This is a genomic window from Novosphingobium pentaromativorans US6-1, from assembly GCF_000767465.1.
Classification (GTDB): Bacteria; Pseudomonadota; Alphaproteobacteria; order Sphingomonadales; family Sphingomonadaceae; genus Novosphingobium; species Novosphingobium pentaromativorans.
Map to the genome: position 1 here is coordinate 3,310,059 of NZ_CP009291.1, position 17,649 is coordinate 3,327,707.

The window sequence follows — 17,649 nt, forward strand, 5'->3', positions numbered from 1 at the left end:
CCCCGGTCTCGGCCGGCAGGTGCAATCGACGAGGCGGGGACTTGCGGGAGATGGGCGCGAGCCCTAGTCCTTGCCCATGACCGACGAGCGTCGCCACGCGCCTGCTACCGCCCGAAATCGCGATCCGATCCTTGCCGTCCTGCGCGAAGCGTTGCCGGGCAGGGGGCTTGTGCTTGAGATCGCGAGCGGGACGGGTGAGCACGCCGTGCACTTCGCCCGGGCACTGCCCGACATAACCTGGCAGCCGAGCGATCCCGATGCCGATGCACGGGCCTCGATTGCCTCGTGGCGCGAGGCGGAAGGCTCGTTCAACCTTCGCGCGCCGCTGGAGCTGGATGCCGCCGCCGAGACATGGCCGGTCGAGCGCGTCGATGCGATCGTGTGCATCAACATGATCCATATCAGTCCCTGGGAATCGACGCTTGGCCTGATGGCGGGGGCAGGGCGCACACTGCCTTGCGGTGCACCGCTCATCCTCTACGGACCGTTCCGCCGCGAAGGGTATCCGCTCGAGCCCAGCAATGCAGAATTCGACCTGAGCCTGAAGGCCCGCGATCCGCGCTGGGGACTGCGCCAACTCGAGGACGTCAGTGGGGTCGCCCGTGGCGAGGGCCTAGCCTTTGAGCGTTTCGTGGAAATGCCGGCCAACAACCTTTGCGTTATTTACCGTCGCAGCTGAAACTGCGGCGCGTCAGGCGCGGCAGGACGATAATCTGGCCGATCGCGCGAACGACGAAGAACAGCGTGAAGGCCAGCCACAGGCCATGGTTGCCCAATGGGTGGAGCAGCCAGATCAGGACGCCGTAGACCGCCATGGCCACGGCCATCGTTCCCAGCATCGCACGCGTCCATCCTGCGCCGACGAACACACCGTCAAGGACGAACGAGGCGACGCCCAGTAGCGGCAGCAGCGCTACCCAGAAGACATAGGTTCCGGTTTCGGCGATGACGGCGCTGTCGGTGCTGAAGCGGGCTGCCAGCCATGGGCCGCCCAGCAGGTAGGCAAGGCTCAGAACCAGCCCGGTAACAGTGCCCCAGAGCAGGGCGTTGCGCACTGTGGCGGTGAAGTGCTTGCGATTGCTTGCCCCGATGGCCTCGCCGCACAGGACCTGCGATGCATTCTCGAAACCGTCGAGCAGCAGGGTGGACAGCATGAAGAGCTGGAACAGGATGCCATTGCCGGCCAGCGTGACAGCCCCTTGCTGGGCCCCGCTTCGCGCGAATACGAGGATGGCCGCGTTGAGCAGCAGGGTGCGGGCGAACAGGTCGCGGTTGAGCGCGAAGAGGCGCAGCAGCGCATGCCGTCTCCACGTCATTCGTCGAGTGAATGCCGCCCACGCCTCTCTCGAGGCGGGCTGGCGCAGCACGATTGCTGCCAGGAGGGCGAACTTGAGCGCTTCCGAACTCAGCGTGGCCGCCGCGACACCGGCTACGCCCCACTCTGCAACAAGCACGAGCAGCAGGTCGAGCGCGATGTGCACGACATTGGCGGTGATCTCGACGACCAGGATATGCCGCACCATGCGTTGTCCGATCAGCCAGCCCACCAGCACGCAGTTGGCGAGCCAGATCGGTCCGGCCCAGTAGCGTATCGCGATATAGTCACGGGCGCCTTCGCGGACCTGGCCGGAGGCTTCGAGCAGATCGAGGCCCAGTGGAATGACCAGATGCATCGTCGCCAGCAGCAGCGCTCCGATGCCCAGTGAAACGGCTAGCGCGCGCACGAGCGTTTCGGCTTGCTCGGCGCGGTCGCCCCGTCCGGCGCTCTGCGCGGTCAGCGCGACAGTGCTGGTGCGCAGGAAGTTGAAGACGTTGAGCAACGCCATCATGTACTTTGCGCCAAGTTCGACTGCGCCTTGCGCCGGGGCATCGCCCAGGCGCCCGATCGCCCACATGTCGGCGAGCCCGAAGAGCGCGGTTGCGACATTGGTCAGCATCGCGGGCAGGGCAATGGTCCAGAGCAGGCGCGTCGTACTCGGTTCGGGCGCAGTGGGGTGGGGTGAAATTTTTGTCGTCATGGGCGGTGCCATTGCGCTTCAACCGGCATGTAGCTGCTCGTTCGGGTGGAATGACGTGCAAGGGCCGCCGAATCAGACAACGGTGTCATATATTCGGACATAAATTTCGCATTCGCAGCAATTATCGGAAACTCAATGCTGCATTTGCACATCGGGTGGCTCGCGAATTGTCGAGTGAACAAGAAAAATGCGCCCGAAGGCGCATGATTCTCTTGTAATTTTCGCTAATGGGCGTCTTATTGCAACTGCGAGATATCGGCGCGCCGGAGAGGGCCTAAACTCTCCCCGGCGCGCTCTCTCCCAACGCCGGTAAGGTCGGTGAGGACCTTTCGCGTTCATATTGCAGAAATTTATATGCCGCGCAAAGGTTGAATTACACGATATGCTGCGCAGCATCTTCGCGCCGTCGTCTTATCATGCATGAGGTCTCGTCGTGGCGCCTCCTCGTGCGGCCTCCTCGTGCGGCCTCGTCCAGGCAGCTTGTTCCGATTTCGCCGGGACAGGTCCTTGCCACCTGCGTCAAGGTCGCCGTTCGTTAACCAGATTGCTCGGGATCGGATGACGATGCCCTTTCGCCGCCTGGGTCGGGGTGGGATGATCGCGATAATCGAAAAGAGCGGGAGAAAGGCGATGGCGGAAGGGACGGAGCCGGAGGCGGAAAGGACATGGTGGGCAATCAGCGTGAAGGACGCGGCGCAATCCGGCGGCGGGACGAAAGGGAAGCAAGGGTGCGGGGGCATAGGGCGGGCTGGCAGGCGTTCGCCGAAGCGTGGCGGCATGACGCTTTCGATGCATGGTCGCTCGGGCCGGTCGATCTTCCAGCTGGACCTGCAGCTACAGGGGCGCGGTGGCGCGGCTTAGCTGGGTGCGGTGGTCTTCCGTGCGGATCGCCTTGCGCCCAGCGGCCTGTCGGATCGCATGCAGGCCATGAAGGCCGAGCCCGATCAATCCGCGAGATCTCTCAGATGGCGGCGACCTGATCCAGCAGGCGTTCGATGTCCCGGGGATGGGCAAGGCCCGCGCCGGCCCGCAGCACGGCTGCCGATCCTGCGGCCAGGCCAAGGCGGAAGGCCTCGGTGTCGCTCTGCCCGCTCGCGAGGGCGAAGATCATTCCGGCGACGAAGCTGTCCCCGGCGCCAACGGCACTGGCAGCTTCGATAGATACAGCCGGCAGCGCGACGGTTCCTTCCTTGCGGGCCAGCACGGCTCCATCATGCCCCATCGTAACGGCGACGAGACGGGCCTTGCCCGCCTCGACGATGCCCATGGCGGCTTCCTCGATGGCCTCCGCGGTTTTAAGTGGGCGGCCGATGTACGACTGCAATTCGCCCAGGCTGGGTTTGAGCAGGGCGAGGCCGCCCGCCTCGATCCCGGCGGCAAGGGCCTTGCCCGAACTGTCGAGAACGATTTCCATGCCGCGCGGACGCAGCAGCTCCGAGATCCTGGCGTAATAGTCGTCAGGCACGCCCGGTGGGAGCGATCCGCTCAACACCATGTAATCGCACTGCGCTTCGCCCAGCTGTTCGAGGCAGGAGCGCCATTCGCTTTCGGCGATCTGGGGGCCTTGGGGCACGAAGCGGTATTCCTTGCCCGTCTCGTGCTCGAACACGGCGGAGGCGATGCGCGTTGGCCCGGCGATGGGAATTCGGGTGCGCACCAGTTGGTGGCGGTCAATCAGGCCATCGAGAGCCGGGCCGGTGGCGCCGCCGGAGAGGTAGTAGCAGCGCGCATTCCCGCCGAGCCTGGCGAAGACCCGCGCCACGTTGATGCCGCCGCCACCCGGCGCGTACCACTCGTTGTCGGTGCGCATCTTGTGCGTATGGCGCATCTGGCCGACGTCATAGGATACGTCGATGGTGGGATTCATCGTCAGCGTGGCGATGCTTTTCATCTCGCGGCCTCCTTGCCTTGCCTGACAGACAAACTCGCGCGGCTACCCTTCGGGTTCCATGCGTTCCGTCAAATCGGCAAGACAATCAAGGGCGAATGCCCCTGCGCCGGCCCGGTACAGGGAAGCGATCAGGCCGCGTCAAGTTGCTGTGTGACCGCAAGGGCGTAAGCCGGTTCGGCCCGGCCGAAGAGAAAGCCCTGTCCCTGCACGCAGCCTTCGCTGCGCAAGTAGTCGCGTTCGATTTCCCGCTCGATTCCTTCTGCGGCAACCGTCAACCCGAGGCTGCGGCCAAGACCGATCACGGCGCGGATGACTGCCCGCGAATTGGTTTCTTCGTGCAGGCTGAGCACGAAGGACTTGTCGATCTTGATCTTGGTGAACGGATAATTGAGCAGGTAGCTGAGCGACGAATAGCCGGTCCCGAAATCGTCCAGCGAGATGCCGATGCCGAAGGCGCGCAAGTTGCGGATGATGGCGGCCGGGCGCGGGCCTTTTTCCATCAGCACTGCCTCGGTGATTTCCAGTTCGAGCCGTTCGGCGGGCAGGCCGGAAGCCGACAGGGCGTTGATGACCGTGCTGAGCAGGTTGCCGTTGCGGAATTGCAGCGGCGAGACGTTGACCGAGAGCTTGACGTCATGGGGCCATCGCATCGCCTCGGTGCAGGCGGTCTGCAGCACGAAGCGCCCAACCTGATCGATCAGGCCCATTTCCTCGGCCAGCGGAACGAAGATCTCGGGAGAGACGCTGCCGCGCTCGGCGTGGTTCCAGCGAGCCAGCGCTTCGTAGCATTCGATCGCACCGCTTTCGAGATTGACCAGCGGCTGGTAGAAGACGTCCAGTTCCCCGTTGCGCACGGCTTTGCGGAAGTCTTTCTCCAGCTTGTTCTTTTCCTGCGCCGCATGGTCCATCTGCGCTTCGAAGCTGCGGCAGCTCCCGCGCCTGTCTCCCTTGGCGGCGTAAAGCGCAAGATCGGCAAAGCGAAGCAGCGTTTCAGGATCGCTGCTGTCGATGGGGGCACTGGCGAAGCCGACAGTGGCGCCGATATGGATCATGTTTCCCTTCACGTAGAAGGGTTCGGACAACGTGGTGATGATCGCGCGGCCGACCAGCTCGGTCTGCGTCGGGCTGGAACGGCGGAAGATAACCGCGAACTCGTCACCGCCGATGCGGCACAGCAGGGCATCGGGCGGGATCAGCTCGCGCATGCGCATGGCTGCCTCGGTCAGCAGCAGGTCGCCGAACTGGTGGCCATAGGTATCGTTGACGGCCTTGAAGTGGTCGAGATCGACAAGTGCGATCGTTACCGTTTCGCCGCGGCGCGCGCGGTTGAGGGCGTCGCGTAATTGCTCGCGGCAGTGGGCGCGATTGGCCAGGCCGGTCAACTCGTCGTGACGCGCCATGTGCTCCATGCGCTGTTCGATGCGGCGGCGCTCGGTGACGTCGAAGATCGAGACGATCGTGGCAGCATAGCCTTCCATTTGCGAAAGGCGGGTCGAAATGACTGCTTCCACGGCGTCCCCGTCGCGGCGCAGCATCTGCCAGCACTCGTTCGTGTCCGGGCAGTCGGCAGCGAGCATGGCCTCGGCCTCGGCGCGCGTGGCAGCCGGAAACAGGGCGGCTATCGGCATTCCTGCCATTTCGCTGGTTTCGTAGCCGAAGAAGGCGCAGGCGGCTTCGTTAGCAGAGCGGATCTCGCCCCGGTTCACGTCGCACACCAGGGTGGCGATGGGATTGCGTTCGAAGAGCAGGCGGAAGGTTTCTTCCTTCTGCTTGAGATCGGTGATGTCGACGCGGATGCCGATGGTCCCGCCATCGCCGGTCTTGCGCTCCTCGATCATGATGCAGCGGCCGTTGGAGAGACGCTGTTCGTGACGAATGCCGGGCTTGTGCATCAGCGAAAGGCGATGCGCGAGCCATTCCTCCTCGCGCCCGGCAGCCTCGGGATAATCCCCGCGCTCGATGCCGACGCGCAAGGTGTCCTCCAGCTTCACCCCAGGTTCGAGAAGATCCGCAGAGCGCGAATAGATCTCGGCGTACTGGCGGTTCCACAGGACGTAACGGCCTTCCGCGTCGAGGAAGACGATCCCCTCCGGCAAGACCTCGATCGCTTCACGCAGCCGTCGTTCCGCAAGCGAAGCCGCCTGCAGCGCATGCTCCAGCGAAGACTGTGCCTGCTCCTGGGCAGGCTCGCCGCTTTGCACTTGGTAAACCCCCACAGTCCCTTGCACGACCCCAGTGCCGGGAACGCTATCTGGCAGAGGTTAATTTTCTCATCATAACAAGAGGAAGGCAGGATTTCGTCGGCCCGGTCCGCAGTCTTGCCGCGCAATTGTGCCGGATTCGAGTAATTGCCGCGTCAAATCCGCGCAAGTTCCTCAAGGCAAAAAGAAATGGCCCGTCGCGCAAAAGGCGACGGGCCAAGCTTTCCTCCCCAGGAAAACATAACGGTGATTCGGTCGGCGCTTGCGCGCGCCGCACCTTTGCTGTGGCTCAGCGGCGGGCTGCGCTGCTCAGACGGTGATAGAGGTTCGAGTACTTCGAGGAGATCGGATCGTCCTCATGTGCCTGAAGGTAGAACAGGACCGCTTCCTGAAGCAGCTGGAAGTCCTGGGTCGAAAGCACGGCGCGCGAGCGAGCCGGTTCGCAAGTGGTGGTAGTAGTCATCACTGTACTCCTTTCATATCGCTCGTGGGTGCGGATCGGCCCGCGAACTCGTTGTTTCACTGCCCTGTGCAGCGAACCTGGGTCCCTTGTGACCGGGAAGGGGGTTTCTCCGGCCACAAGGGAGATCGGGACGTTCGCCTCAGGCGGCGAACTGATTCATCGTGTTGTGCTCGCCGCCGGCCTTGAGGGCCGCTTCACCGGCGAAGTATTCCTTGTGGTCGTCGCCGATGTCAGAGCCGGCCATGTTCTGGTGCTTGACGCAGGCGATGCCCTGGCGGATTTCCTGGCGCTGCACGCTCTTGACGTAACCGAGCATGCCCGCCTCGCCGAAGTATTCCTTGGCCAGGTTGTCGGTCGACAGGGCCGCGGTGTGGTACGTCGGCAGGGTGATCAGGTGGTGGAAGATGCCCGCCTCGCGCGCCGCGTCCTTCTGGAAGGTGCGGATGCGCTCGTCGGCCTCTGCCGCCAGATCGGTGCCGTCGTAGTCGACGCTCATCAGCTTCGCCCGGTCATAGGCCGAGACGTCGCGTCCTGCCGCGCTCCAGGCGTCGAAGACCTGCTGGCGGAAGTTCAGCGTCCAGTTGAAGCTCGGTGAATTGTTGTAGACCAGCTTGGCATTCGGAATGACTTCGCGGATGCGCGAGACCATGCCGCCGATCTGGCCGATGTGGGGCTTCTCGGTCTCGATCCAGAGCAGGTCGGCACCGTTCTGCAGCGACTGGATGCAGTCGAGCACGCAGCGGTCCTCGCCGGTTCCGGGACGGAACTGATAGAGGTTGCTCGCCAGGCGCTTGGGGCGCATCAACTTGCCGTCGCGGCTGATCAGGACATCGCCGTGGCCGAGCTTCGCGGCATCGACTTCCTCGCAATCGAGGAACGCGTTGTACTGGTCGCCGATATCGCCGGCTTCGCGAACGAAGGCGATCTGCTTGGTCAGTCCGGCGCCGAGCGAGTCGGTGCGGGCAACGATGACGCCGTCGTCAACGCCCAATTCCATGAAGGCGTAGCGAACCGCGCGGATCTTCGCGATGAAGTCCTCGTGCGGAACCGTGACCTTGCCGTCCTGGTGGCCGCACTGCTTTTCGTCCGAGACCTGGTTTTCGATCTGGATGCAGCAGGCGCCCGCCTCGATGAACTTCTTGGCGAGGAGGTACGTGGCCTCAGCATTGCCGAAGCCGGCATCGATGTCGGCGATGATCGGAACGACGTGCGTTTCGTAGTTGTCGATCGCGGCTTCGAGGCGCCTGGCTTCCATTTCGTCGCCGGCGTCTCGGGCCTTGTCGAGTTCGCGGAACATCATGCCCAGTTCGCGTGCGTCGGCCTGCTTGAGGAAGGTGTAGAGTTCCTCGATGAGGGCCGGGACGGAAGTCTTCTCGTGCATCGACTGGTCGGGCAGCGGGCCGAACTCGCTGCGCAGGGCGGCAACCATCCAGCCCGAAAGATAGAGGTAGCGGCGCTTGGTCGAGCCGAAGTGCTTCTTGATGGAAATCATCTTCTGCTGACCGATGAAGCCGTGCCAGCAGCCCAGCGACTGGGTGTAGTTCGCGGGATCTGCGTCATAGGCGGCCATGTCCTCGCGCATGATGCGCGCGGTGTAGCGGGCGATGTCGAGGCCGGTGTTGAAGCGGTTCTGCAGGCTCATGCGCGCAACCGATTCGGGCTCGATCCCGGTCCAGTTGGGTTCGGTGCCGATGGTGCGGCCCGCCTCGATGATCTTCTGCTGGTAGGTCATGATTCGCTTTTCCCGTAAGCACTGGTGTTGCCGTTCGATGGCTCTGAGCTAGGCAGGAATTGCGCCGCGGGAAACGGCCCGCGAAGTGTCGTTGTCAAACTTTACAGATTTTCATTGTAAAGTTGTGCAGGTCTGACAATACTTTCGGATATGGCTGAAAACCGTCCCTTATACCTTGGTCCAAGGCTGCGCCGCCTGCGCCGCGAGCTGGGTTTGACACAGCAGGCGATGGCCGACGATCTGGAGATTTCGCCCAGCTATGTCGCGCTGCTCGAGCGCAACCAGCGACCGGTCACGGCGGACATGTTGCTGCGCCTGGCACGTACATATCGGCTGGAGATCGGCGATCTCGCAAGCGAGGACGGCGCCGACTATGCCCGGCGGCTGGGCGATGTGCTGCGCGATCCGGTGTTCGACGACATAGACTTGCCGCCGCTCGAGGTGTCGGACCTGGCGATGAGCTTTCCGGGCGTGGCCGAAGCCCTTCTGCGGCTTCACAGCGCCTACACGCGCGAGCAGCAGGCCCTGGCCGAGCAGCGCGATGCAGGACCGGGCCGGCAGGACAGCGATCCGGTGCGCGAGGCGCAGCGCTTCTTCGCCCATTCGCGCAATTACTATCATGGGCTCGACACCCAGGCCGAAGAGCTTGCCGCGGAGATCGACAAGGCAGGCGGGATGGAAAAGTGGCTCGGCACCAAGGGTGTACGCGTGCGTTTCATGCCATCCGACGTGCTGATGGATGCGATGCGCCGCTTCGACCGCCACAACCAGCAATTGCTGATCGACGATTCGCTCGACGCGGCGAGCCGGACCTTCCAGCTGGCCACCCACATCGCGCATACGGCCATGCGCAGCACGATCATGCAGCTCGTGCGAGAGCAGGAATTCGCCAGCAACACGACGGCGACGCTCGTGCGCCGGGCGCTGGCTGGATATGGCGCGGCGGCGATGGTCATGCCCTACCGCAAGTTCGCGCGGGCGGCGGAAGCGCGCAAGTACGACATTGCGGCGCTCGGCGGCCTGTTCGGCGCCAGCTTCGAGCAGGTGGCGCACCGCCTCACCACCATGCACCGGCCCGGAGAGGAACGGGTGCCGTTCTTCTTCATTCGCGTCGATGAAGCGGGCAATGTCTCCAAGCGGCTCGATGGAGCGGGCTTTCCCTTCGCAGCGCATGGGGGCGGGTGCCCCTTGTGGAACGTGCACCAGGTTTTCCGGCGTCCGGGCGAGATCCAGACCCAGTGGCTGGAGCTACCCGACGGCCAGCGCTTCTTCTCGATCGCGCGCACGGTCACATCGGGCAGGGGGCGCTACGGCCGTCCGCAGGTCATGCGCGCAGTTGCGCTGGCGTGCGCTGCGGAAGAGGCTGGACGGCTCGTTTATGCTGCCGGCGTCGAACCGAATGAGGCGCCCGGTACGCCCATAGGCGTGACCTGCCGCCTGTGCCACCGCGCCGAATGCGTGGCGCGGGCGGTTCCGCCCATTGGCAGGGACATCCTGGCCGACGATTATCGCCGCGCGGCGCAGCCCTATTCCTTCGCCGAAAGCTGAGGCTAAAAGGGCGAGGATGAGCAAGGCCGATCTCAAGCCGGAGCGCAAGACGCGGCTGGGCGTTGTCGCCATCGTCGCCCTCCTGCACCTCGTGGCGATTGCCGCGCTCGTTCGCGCCTTCACGCCGCAGTTCGCGGCCAGCGTGTTGGACGGCATGACCCAGGCATTCACGGTGACGGTCAAGCCGGCGCCGGCGCCTGAGCCGACCGAGACGCCGCCTCCCGAACCTGTTCCGCCCGAAGAGGAAGGCGCTGCTGCGCCGCCGGGCAAGAAAGCCAGGCCGCGCGAAACGGCGGCCCCCAAGGCCCCCATTGCGATCAAGCCGACACAGGCGCCGCCCGTGGCGGGCAAAGGCGACGAAAACGCCTCGGGCGCCCGCAACGAAGGCGAGGGCACGGGCGCGTCGGGCGAAGGGCACGGGACCGGCTCGGGTAACGGCGGGTCGGGTCAGGGGGGCGGCGCCGTCACCCCGCCGGTCAAGATCAGGGGCGATATCAACTCAGCCAAAGATTACCCGCGCGGCAGCCGCGATCTGCGCATCGGCAGCGAAGTCATCGTTGCCCTGACGGTCGGCACCGACGGCCGGGTGAAGGGCTGCCGTGTGGTCAAGCAGAGCCCGGACCCGAGCGCAGGCCAGATTACCTGCCGCCTAGCGGCCGAGCGCTTTCGCTTTCGCCCGGCACAGGATGCCTCCGGGCGTCCGGTCGAGTCCGTCTATGGCTGGAGGCAGCGTTGGTTTTATCGCGACTCTGGTGTAACCCTGCGGGAATTCGGACGTACCTCCTGAATTTCCACGTTCTTTTCCACAAAAATGGCCTAGGTTCAATTTTATGTCCGTAGGAGTTATCTCGATCCTCGAAGGCGGTTTGCGCGTGTGCGGAGGCAGCTTTGCTACCCCGAACCGTGGAGCGCAGGCATGAGCGGGACTTTGCCGATCCGACAGGTGGAAAAGCCCTGGGGTCGGGACGAACTTCCCGCACCGTTCATTGCGCCGGACGGCCAGCGCATCGGCGAAATCTGGTTCGAGCCGCCCGCCGAATTGCCCGCACTTCTGGTCAAGTACATCTTCACCAGCGAGAAGCTCTCCGTGCAGGTCCACCCGAACGATGCGCAGACTCTCGCGAAAGGGATCGGTCGGCAGGGCAAGGAAGAGTGCTGGCTGATCCTGGCCACGGAGCCGGGCGCGACCCTTGGCATCGGCTTTCATGAAGACCTGAGCGAGGACGAACTGCGCACAGCCGCGCTGGACGGCTCTATCGAGGACCTGATGGTCTGGCATGAGGTTGCGCCGGGCGATTTCTTCTACATTCCCGCGAATACGGTTCATGCCATCGGCGCGGGGGTCAGCCTGATCGAGGTGCAGCAGAACAGCGACATTACCTATCGTCTGTTCGATTACGGCCGGCCGCGTGAACTCCACCTGGAAGAGGGCATGGCTGTTGCGCGCGGCGAACCCTACGCGATGAAGTGGAGCCGCAAGGTCGCTCCCGACAGGTCGCAGGTGCTTGTCGACGGGCCGCTGTTCCTGCTCGATCAAGTCGCAGGCCGGCCCGATGACGCCATGGCGGATCGCTATCCCGGCGCCTTGCTGGTCATCCCGCGTGAAGGCACGGTCACGGTTTCGGGCCAGCCCGTATCGCCGGGCGAATGCGCGCTTGCGCCCACTTTCGATGCTATCGGATTTGCACAGGATAGCGTCTGTCTTCTTGCACGCGGCTGTGCAGACTGACGTCTCGATGCAATAAGTACGGGCATGATCGTCCAAACCATCCAGTTGGCATTGACGCCGGTCTTCGTCCTCGTTGCCATCGGCAATATCCTCAGCATCCTTTCGACCCGGCTCGGCCGGGTCGTCGACCGGGCGCGCATCCTGCAGACGATGCACGAGAACACCGAGGGCACCGAGCACGACTTGGTGGTCCGGGAAATCCGCGTCATCGACAAGCGCATCACGATCATCACCCAGGCCATCCGCATCATGGTGCTCTCGGGCCTTGCCATCGGTTCGACGGTAGCCGTCCTGTTTCTCGAAGGGCTTGCGAGCTTCGACCTGCATGTCCTTGCTGCAGTGACCTTTCTGGTATCGGTGGTACTTCTGCTCTACGCGCTGATCCTGTTCCTGCGCGAGACGCAGGTTGCAGCCGAGGCGCTGCGCATCCCGCGCGATTACCTGGAACTCGACCGCGAGATCTGAGCCTGCATTTCCGGTCAGTGGGGGCAGGGCCTTTTCCACGATCCGAAAGCCTGCGATGCGCGGGGGCCTTTCCCTGAGGGGCCACCCGCTGTAACGCGGCTGTGAGAGGATTGGCGGTATAGGCAGGGCGCAAATGTGCGGTATTACCGGCTGGTACAGGCGCGGCGGCAGGCCGGTGCCGCGCGATGCGATCGTGCGGGCCTGCAATACGATCGTCCATCGCGGCCCTGACGACTGGGGCATCCACCTCGACGGCGACATCGGCCTCGGACACCGCCGCCTTTCCATTGTCGATCTCGAAGGCGGGCATCAGCCGATCTATTCGGCAGACGGGCGCTGGGCCATCGTCTTCAACGGTGAGGTCTATAACTTCCCGGAGTTGCGCGACGAGCTGGAGGCCTGGGGCTGGACCTTCTCGACGCATAGCGACACCGAGACGGTGCTGGCCGCCTACGTGCGTTGGGGCGACGATGTCTGGCCGATGCTGGAAGGCATGTATGGTCTGGCCATCTGGGACGCCAGGGAACGCCGCCTCGTCCTTGCCCGCGATCCTCTGGGTATCAAGCCGGTCTACTACACCCTGCAACAGGGGGGCATTGCCTTCGGTTCGGAGATCCGCACGCTGCGGGCGATGACCTCCCCTGACGGCGGCTCGCTTGATTTCTCGATCGATGAGCGCGGCGTCCATGACTTCTTCATGTTCGGGCACGTCCAGAAGCCGCGCTCGATCTGGCGCGAGGTCAAGACGCTGCCGCCCGGCCATGTCCTGCACATCGCTTCGGAGGGCGATCCCGAGATTCGTCAGTTCTGGCGCCCGCAGTTCAGCGAGCGCGCGGGACTTTCCGACGCGGAGTGGATCGAGGAAACGCAGCGCTGGGTTTCCGAGACCACGAAGCGGCACATGCTAGCCGACGTCACGGTCGGGGCATTTCTGTCAGGAGGGGTCGATTCCAGTGCAATCGTCGCGGCGATGGCCCGCCATGCAACGGCCCCGGTCAAGGCCTTCACCATGGGCTTTCCCGGCACCTCGATCGACGAGACCGAGGCGGCAGGACGCATCGCCAGGCACCTGGGCTGCGAGCACATCACCTTGCCGCTCGAACCGCAGGATGCCGGCGTCATGCTGCCGGAAGTGCAGCGCAGCCACGACGAACCCTGCGCGGCGACGGCGGCGGTTCCGGTCTGGCATCTTTCGAAACTGGCGGCCGAACATGTGAAGGTCGTGCTGTGCGGGGAAGGATCGGATGAGATCTTCGCCGGTTACAAGCGCCAGCGCACTGCCCTTGCCGCCGCGCGCACGGCACCTTTTCTGCGCATGCTCGAGCCGGTCCTGGCGGCGGTGGACAATGTGCCGGGCATGGGAGGCAAGCGGCTCAACTACCTACGGCAGAACGCGCGCCGGTTCCGGCAGTCGGCCATGCTGGAAAGCAATTATCAGCGCTTCTTCCAGGGCACGCAGATATCTACCCCGTGGGTGCGCGAGGACCTTTACGAAGAGGGCTTTTACGCGCGGCAGGAAAGCGATCATCCCTTTGCCGACCTTGAGCGCGAGTATTTCGGCTGGCCCGGCGCGCGCGATCTCGATCCTCTGGCGCAGTTCATGCTGGCGGATCTGACCGTCCACATGCCGTCCTCGCTGCTCAACCGCACGGATCGCGGATCGATGGCCCATTCGCTCGAGGCGCGCGTGCCGTTCCTCAGCCACAAGCTGGTCGACTGGGCGCTGACGATGCCGCGCCACATGAAGCTGCGCGGCAAGGTCGGCAAGTATGCCCTTAGAAAAGCAGCGGAACCCTGGCTGTTCCCGGGTGCGCTCGATGAACGCAAGCTGGGTTTCCAGCTGCCTTTCGCCGAGTGGTTCAGCGGCGGCTTCGCCAGCTTCGCGCAGGAGGCCTGGATCTCGAGCGGGGCCTCGCGCAGCGGCTACTTGCGGCAGGACGCGGTCGAGAAGCTGTTTGCCGAGCATGCCGCGGGCCTCGCCAATCACGGTCGCATCCTCTACGCGATCGCCATGTTCTCCTGCTGGTGGGACCAGACTTTCGATGCTCGTTGACCTTGCCAAGAACCCCGAAGCCGCCGACCGCCAGTTCGACGTCTGCGTGATCGGCGCCGGCGCCGCCGGCGTGACCATCGCGCGCGAACTGATGCGGGCGGGTCATCAGGTGTGCCTGGCCGAAAGCGGCGGCATGGACTTCGAGGAGAAGACGCAGGCCCTCTACAAGGGCGAGAACATCGGCCACGAGTACTACGACCTGGAAGAATCGCGCCTGCGTTTCTTCGGCGGGACGGTATCGATCTGGGGGGGCCGATGCGCGTTGCTCGACGAAATCGACTTCGCCAAGCGTTCGTGGGTTCCGCACTCGGGCTGGCCGATCAGCCGCGATGACGTCATGCCGTATTACCGTCAGGCGCAGGACATCTTCGAGATCGGCCCGTTCGAATGGGATGACGCGTACCGGCTCTGCGGCATTCCCGACCAGGGTTTCAGCCCCGAGAAGCTGGCGACTGACCTGTGGCGCTTCGACGAGGCGACCGAACGCTTTGCACAGGGCCGCGCAAGGGACCTGATCGACGCGCCGAACCTGACGATCCTGCTCCACGCCAATGTCGTGAACCTGCAGGCCAGCGCGAACGGGGCCGAGATCGAGCATGTCGAAGTGCGCACATTGGGCGGGCAGTCGGCCAGGCTCAAGGCGAAGCACTATGTGCTGGCCTGCGGTGCGATCGAGAACGTGCGGCTCATGCTGGCCTCGGACGACGTCTGCGCCGGCGGTATCGGCAATGGCCGCGACCAGCTCGGCCGCTTCTTCATGGAGCATCCGACGGGGCGCATCGGGAAGGTCGAAACCGACAGGCCCTTCGATCTCTGGGCCGCCTACCAGAAGCGCTTCATGAAGTCCGGTCCGCCGCTGGCCCCGGTGCTGCGTCTGGCCGACGGCCTGCAGGAAGCCGAAGGTGCGATGAACTCGATCGTCACCTTCAAGTTGCAGCGCCCGCCGGAAAAGGGCGTGGCGCTGGGCAACAAGCTCTACGGCACGATCAAGCACTCGCTCAATCCGGACCGCACCGGGCGCAAGCTCGATCATATCTACCGGGGGCTGCGGGCATGGTTCCACCGCGTCGTGCGCGAGCGGGTCGAGGCGGCCATGGCCAATACCGGCATGACCGGTCTCTACATGATCGTTCGCGGCGAGCAGGCGCCCAATCCGGACAGCCGCATCGTCCTGTCGCAGACCCGCAATGCCCTGGGGGAACGGCAGGCCGACCTCAACTGGCAGCTCGATCCGCTCGACAAGCACACGGCGCGCGTGTTCGCCCGTGTCTTCGGTGAGGAGCTTGAGCGCATGGGCCGGGGCTCGGTGACGCCGAGCGAGTGGATCAGCGAGGCAGGCAACGACTGGCCGGTCGATCCCACCGTCGGCAACCACCCCATCGCCGGCTATCACCACATGGGCGGCACGCGCATGAGCGACGATCCGGCGAGCGGCGTCGTCGATGCCCACTGCAAGGTTCACGGCGTGGCGAACCTGCACCTTGCGGGCAGCTCGGTCTTCGCAACGGCGGGCTGGGCCAATCCGACCTTTACCCTGGTGGCGCTGGCGCTCAGGCTGGCGGAGCGGCTCGACGGACAGCTACGGGCAAGGTGACTGCTGGCCGTCCCCGGGCGGACCGTGGATTGTCAAATTGTTGGTTGAGCCCTCCGGAACAGGCGCAATGGCCCTGAAACGGCAATAGCCCGGAGCGGCTTGACGCGGCTCCGGGCTGCTGGGTCCTGGATGGCCTGTCGGCGCGGCGGATCAGGCCGCCAGCCTGAACGGCTCGATTTCGCCCGACAGGTAAAGTTTCTTGGCCTTGGCGCGGCTGAGCTTGCCCGAGCTGGTACGCGGCAGGCTCTTGGGCGGAACCAGTTCCACCACGCAGTTCATGCCGGTGATCGAGCGGACCTTGTCGCGGATCATCTCGTGCAGCTCCAGCCGCTTGACCGGATCGGACACGCGGCAGTGGACCAGCACGGCCGGGGCTTCCTCGCCGTTCTCCATCTCGACAGAGAAGGCGGCGATGTCGCCGTGGTTGAAGCCGGGCAACTGCTCGACGGCCCACTCGATGTCCTGCGGCCAGTGGTTCTTGCCGTTGATGATGATCATGTCCTTGGCGCGGCCGACGATGAAGAGGTAGCCCTCGGTCATGTAGCCCATGTCGCCGGTGTCCAGCCATCCGTCGACGAGGCATGCCTCGGTCGCTTCCGGATCGCGGAAGTAGGAATGCATCACGCTGGTACCGCGGCACCAGACCTTGCCGATCTTGTGATCGCCCAGGGTCTGGCCGTTTTCGCCGCGGATCACGACTTCCATGTCGAGCACGGGCTTGCCGCAATTGACGATGGCGCGGTAGCGGGCCGGGCGGCTGAGGTCGCGCGGGGAGCCCGAAAGGCGTTCTTCCTCGACCAGCTCGACGCGGATGCCTTCGCCCGGGGGCATGATGGTGACGGCCAGCGTCGCCTCGGCAAGGCCATAGCTGGGCAGGAACGCGGAAGCCTTGAAGCCCGCATCGGCGAAGGCGTTGACGAAGTTCTGCATGACGTCGGGACGGATCATGTCCGCGCCGTTGCCGGCAAGGCGCCAGCGCGACAGGTCGAATCGGTCCGACACCGGGCTCTGGCTGGAAATGCGGCGGGCGCAGATGTCGTAGCCGAACGTCGGCGAGTACGAGATCGAGGTGCCCCGGTTGCGGGTGATGAGGTCCAGCCATGCCAGCGGGCGGCGGGCGAAGTCCTCGGTCTTGAGGTAATCGCCCGAGACCTGATTCGCGATCAGCGAGAGGAAGCAGCCGACGAGGCCCATGTCATGGTACCAGGGCAGCCAGGAAATGCAGCGGTCGGTCTCGGTAAGCTGCATGCCGTGACTGTGTGCGGCGAGGTTCGACATCAGCGAACGGTGGGTGACGGCAACGCCGTGCGGGAAACGGGTAGAGCCGCTGGAGTACTGCAGGTAGCAGATATCGTCGGGCAGTGCCTTTGGCAGTTCGACTTCGGGCGCGTCCTTCGCCGCGAATTCGGACCACGTTGCATGGCCGCAGCCCTGCCGCTCTGCCGCGGCAGAGGTCAGGTGCGCGATTTCGTCCGGACCGATCAGCATGGCCGGGTCCGAACTGGAAAGCTGGACGGCAAGTTGCTCGATGTAGTTGTCCTTGCCGCCGAAGCTGGTGGGCAGGGGCAGCGGCACCGGCCACGCGCCAGCATAGACCGTGGCGCAGAACAGGGCCGCGAAATCGGTGCCGGTCTCGGCAATCAGGGCAATGCGGTCACCCGGCTTCACGCCGCGCGCCACCAGCGCATAGGCCACCGCCAGTGCATCTTCGCGCAGTTCGCTGAAGGGATAGACGCGCGTCAGTGTGCCGCGCGGATCGTGGAAATTGAAGCCGCGCGAACCTTGCGCGGCATAATCCAATGCATCACAAAAGGTGTCGAAGTCGGCAAATCGACGGGGAAGCGCGTCCTCATTGGGAGTGCGGACAAGGTCCTTAGCCGCATTCGGCACCACGGAGATGGTGTCGCTCATATCTTCATAACCCGTTGTTGTTATACCGTTTTTCTCGCGGAACT

At 64.4% G+C, this 17,649-nt stretch carries 13 protein-coding genes; 7 read left to right on the forward strand and 6 right to left on the reverse strand.

The features are described from left to right. The first annotated feature begins 76 nt into the window (after positions 1 to 76). Positions 77 to 679 carry a DUF938 domain-containing protein gene (locus tag JI59_RS15455; RefSeq protein ID WP_007011743.1) on the forward strand — a complete coding sequence of 201 codons (603 nt, stop codon included), beginning with the start codon at positions 77 to 79 and terminating at the stop codon, positions 677 to 679. Here JI59_RS15455 and JI59_RS15460 read toward each other — a convergent pair. The 5 genes from JI59_RS15460 to JI59_RS15480 all read right to left on the reverse strand — a co-directional run bounded on the left by JI59_RS15460 (position 660) and on the right by JI59_RS15480 (position 8,305). Then, positions 660 to 2,018 carry an MATE family efflux transporter gene (locus JI59_RS15460; protein ID WP_138921277.1) on the reverse strand — a complete coding sequence of 453 codons (1,359 nt, stop codon included), beginning with the start codon at positions 2,016 to 2,018 and terminating at the stop codon, positions 660 to 662. The two genes, JI59_RS15455 and JI59_RS15460, sit on opposite strands and share 20 nt — an antisense overlap. A gap of 961 nt (positions 2,019 to 2,979) precedes the next feature. Then, the gene (locus tag JI59_RS15470; protein ID WP_007011739.1) at positions 2,980 to 3,909 is read right to left on the reverse strand and encodes a 1-phosphofructokinase family hexose kinase; all 930 of its coding nucleotides are present in this window, start codon (positions 3,907 to 3,909) and stop codon (positions 2,980 to 2,982) included. A 128-nt stretch (positions 3,910 to 4,037) separates the two neighbouring features. Continuing rightward, entirely contained in the window at positions 4,038 to 6,110 is a 2,073-nt protein-coding gene (locus tag JI59_RS15475) for a putative bifunctional diguanylate cyclase/phosphodiesterase (RefSeq protein ID WP_007011738.1), read from the reverse strand. A 289-nt stretch (positions 6,111 to 6,399) separates the two neighbouring features. Further along, positions 6,400 to 6,573 carry a hypothetical protein gene (locus tag JI59_RS27400; RefSeq protein ID WP_162829753.1) on the reverse strand — a complete coding sequence of 58 codons (174 nt, stop codon included), beginning with the start codon at positions 6,571 to 6,573 and terminating at the stop codon, positions 6,400 to 6,402. A gap of 139 nt (positions 6,574 to 6,712) precedes the next feature. Continuing rightward, a complete protein-coding gene (locus tag JI59_RS15480) occupies positions 6,713 to 8,305 on the reverse strand; it encodes an isocitrate lyase (protein WP_007011736.1) in 1,593 nt (530 codons plus the stop codon). 150 nt (positions 8,306 to 8,455) lie between these two features. Between JI59_RS15480 and JI59_RS15485 the strand changes: the two genes are divergently transcribed. The 6 genes from JI59_RS15485 to JI59_RS15510 all read left to right on the forward strand — a co-directional run bounded on the left by JI59_RS15485 (position 8,456) and on the right by JI59_RS15510 (position 15,694). Next, positions 8,456 to 9,853 (forward strand): helix-turn-helix domain-containing protein, encoded by a 1,398-nt coding sequence (locus JI59_RS15485; protein WP_007011735.1) that lies wholly within the window; start codon positions 8,456 to 8,458, stop codon positions 9,851 to 9,853. Between the two features lie 16 nt (positions 9,854 to 9,869). After that, on the forward strand, positions 9,870 to 10,640 hold the full coding sequence (locus JI59_RS15490) for a TonB family protein (RefSeq protein ID WP_007011734.1): 771 nt from the start codon (positions 9,870 to 9,872) through the stop codon (positions 10,638 to 10,640). 129 nt (positions 10,641 to 10,769) lie between these two features. After that, positions 10,770 to 11,582, forward strand: a complete 813-nt coding sequence (locus tag JI59_RS15495) for a class I mannose-6-phosphate isomerase (protein WP_007011733.1) — start codon at positions 10,770 to 10,772, stop codon at positions 11,580 to 11,582. Between the two features lie 24 nt (positions 11,583 to 11,606). Next, positions 11,607 to 12,047, forward strand: a complete 441-nt coding sequence (locus tag JI59_RS15500) for a DUF2721 domain-containing protein (RefSeq protein ID WP_007011732.1) — start codon at positions 11,607 to 11,609, stop codon at positions 12,045 to 12,047. 133 nt (positions 12,048 to 12,180) lie between these two features. Further along, positions 12,181 to 14,100, forward strand: coding sequence for an asparagine synthase (glutamine-hydrolyzing) (gene asnB, locus JI59_RS15505; protein ID WP_007011731.1), 1,920 nt, complete (start codon positions 12,181 to 12,183; stop codon positions 14,098 to 14,100). Next, a complete protein-coding gene (locus tag JI59_RS15510; protein WP_007011730.1) occupies positions 14,090 to 15,694 on the forward strand; it encodes an FAD-dependent oxidoreductase in 1,605 nt (534 codons plus the stop codon). Before asnB ends, JI59_RS15510 begins: the two co-directional genes overlap by 11 nt. Before the next feature lie 150 nt (positions 15,695 to 15,844). Here JI59_RS15510 and JI59_RS15515 read toward each other — a convergent pair whose 3' ends face one another. Further along, a complete protein-coding gene (locus tag JI59_RS15515; RefSeq protein WP_007011728.1) occupies positions 15,845 to 17,605 on the reverse strand; it encodes a fatty acyl-AMP ligase in 1,761 nt (586 codons plus the stop codon). Positions 17,606 to 17,649 lie beyond the last annotated feature (44 nt).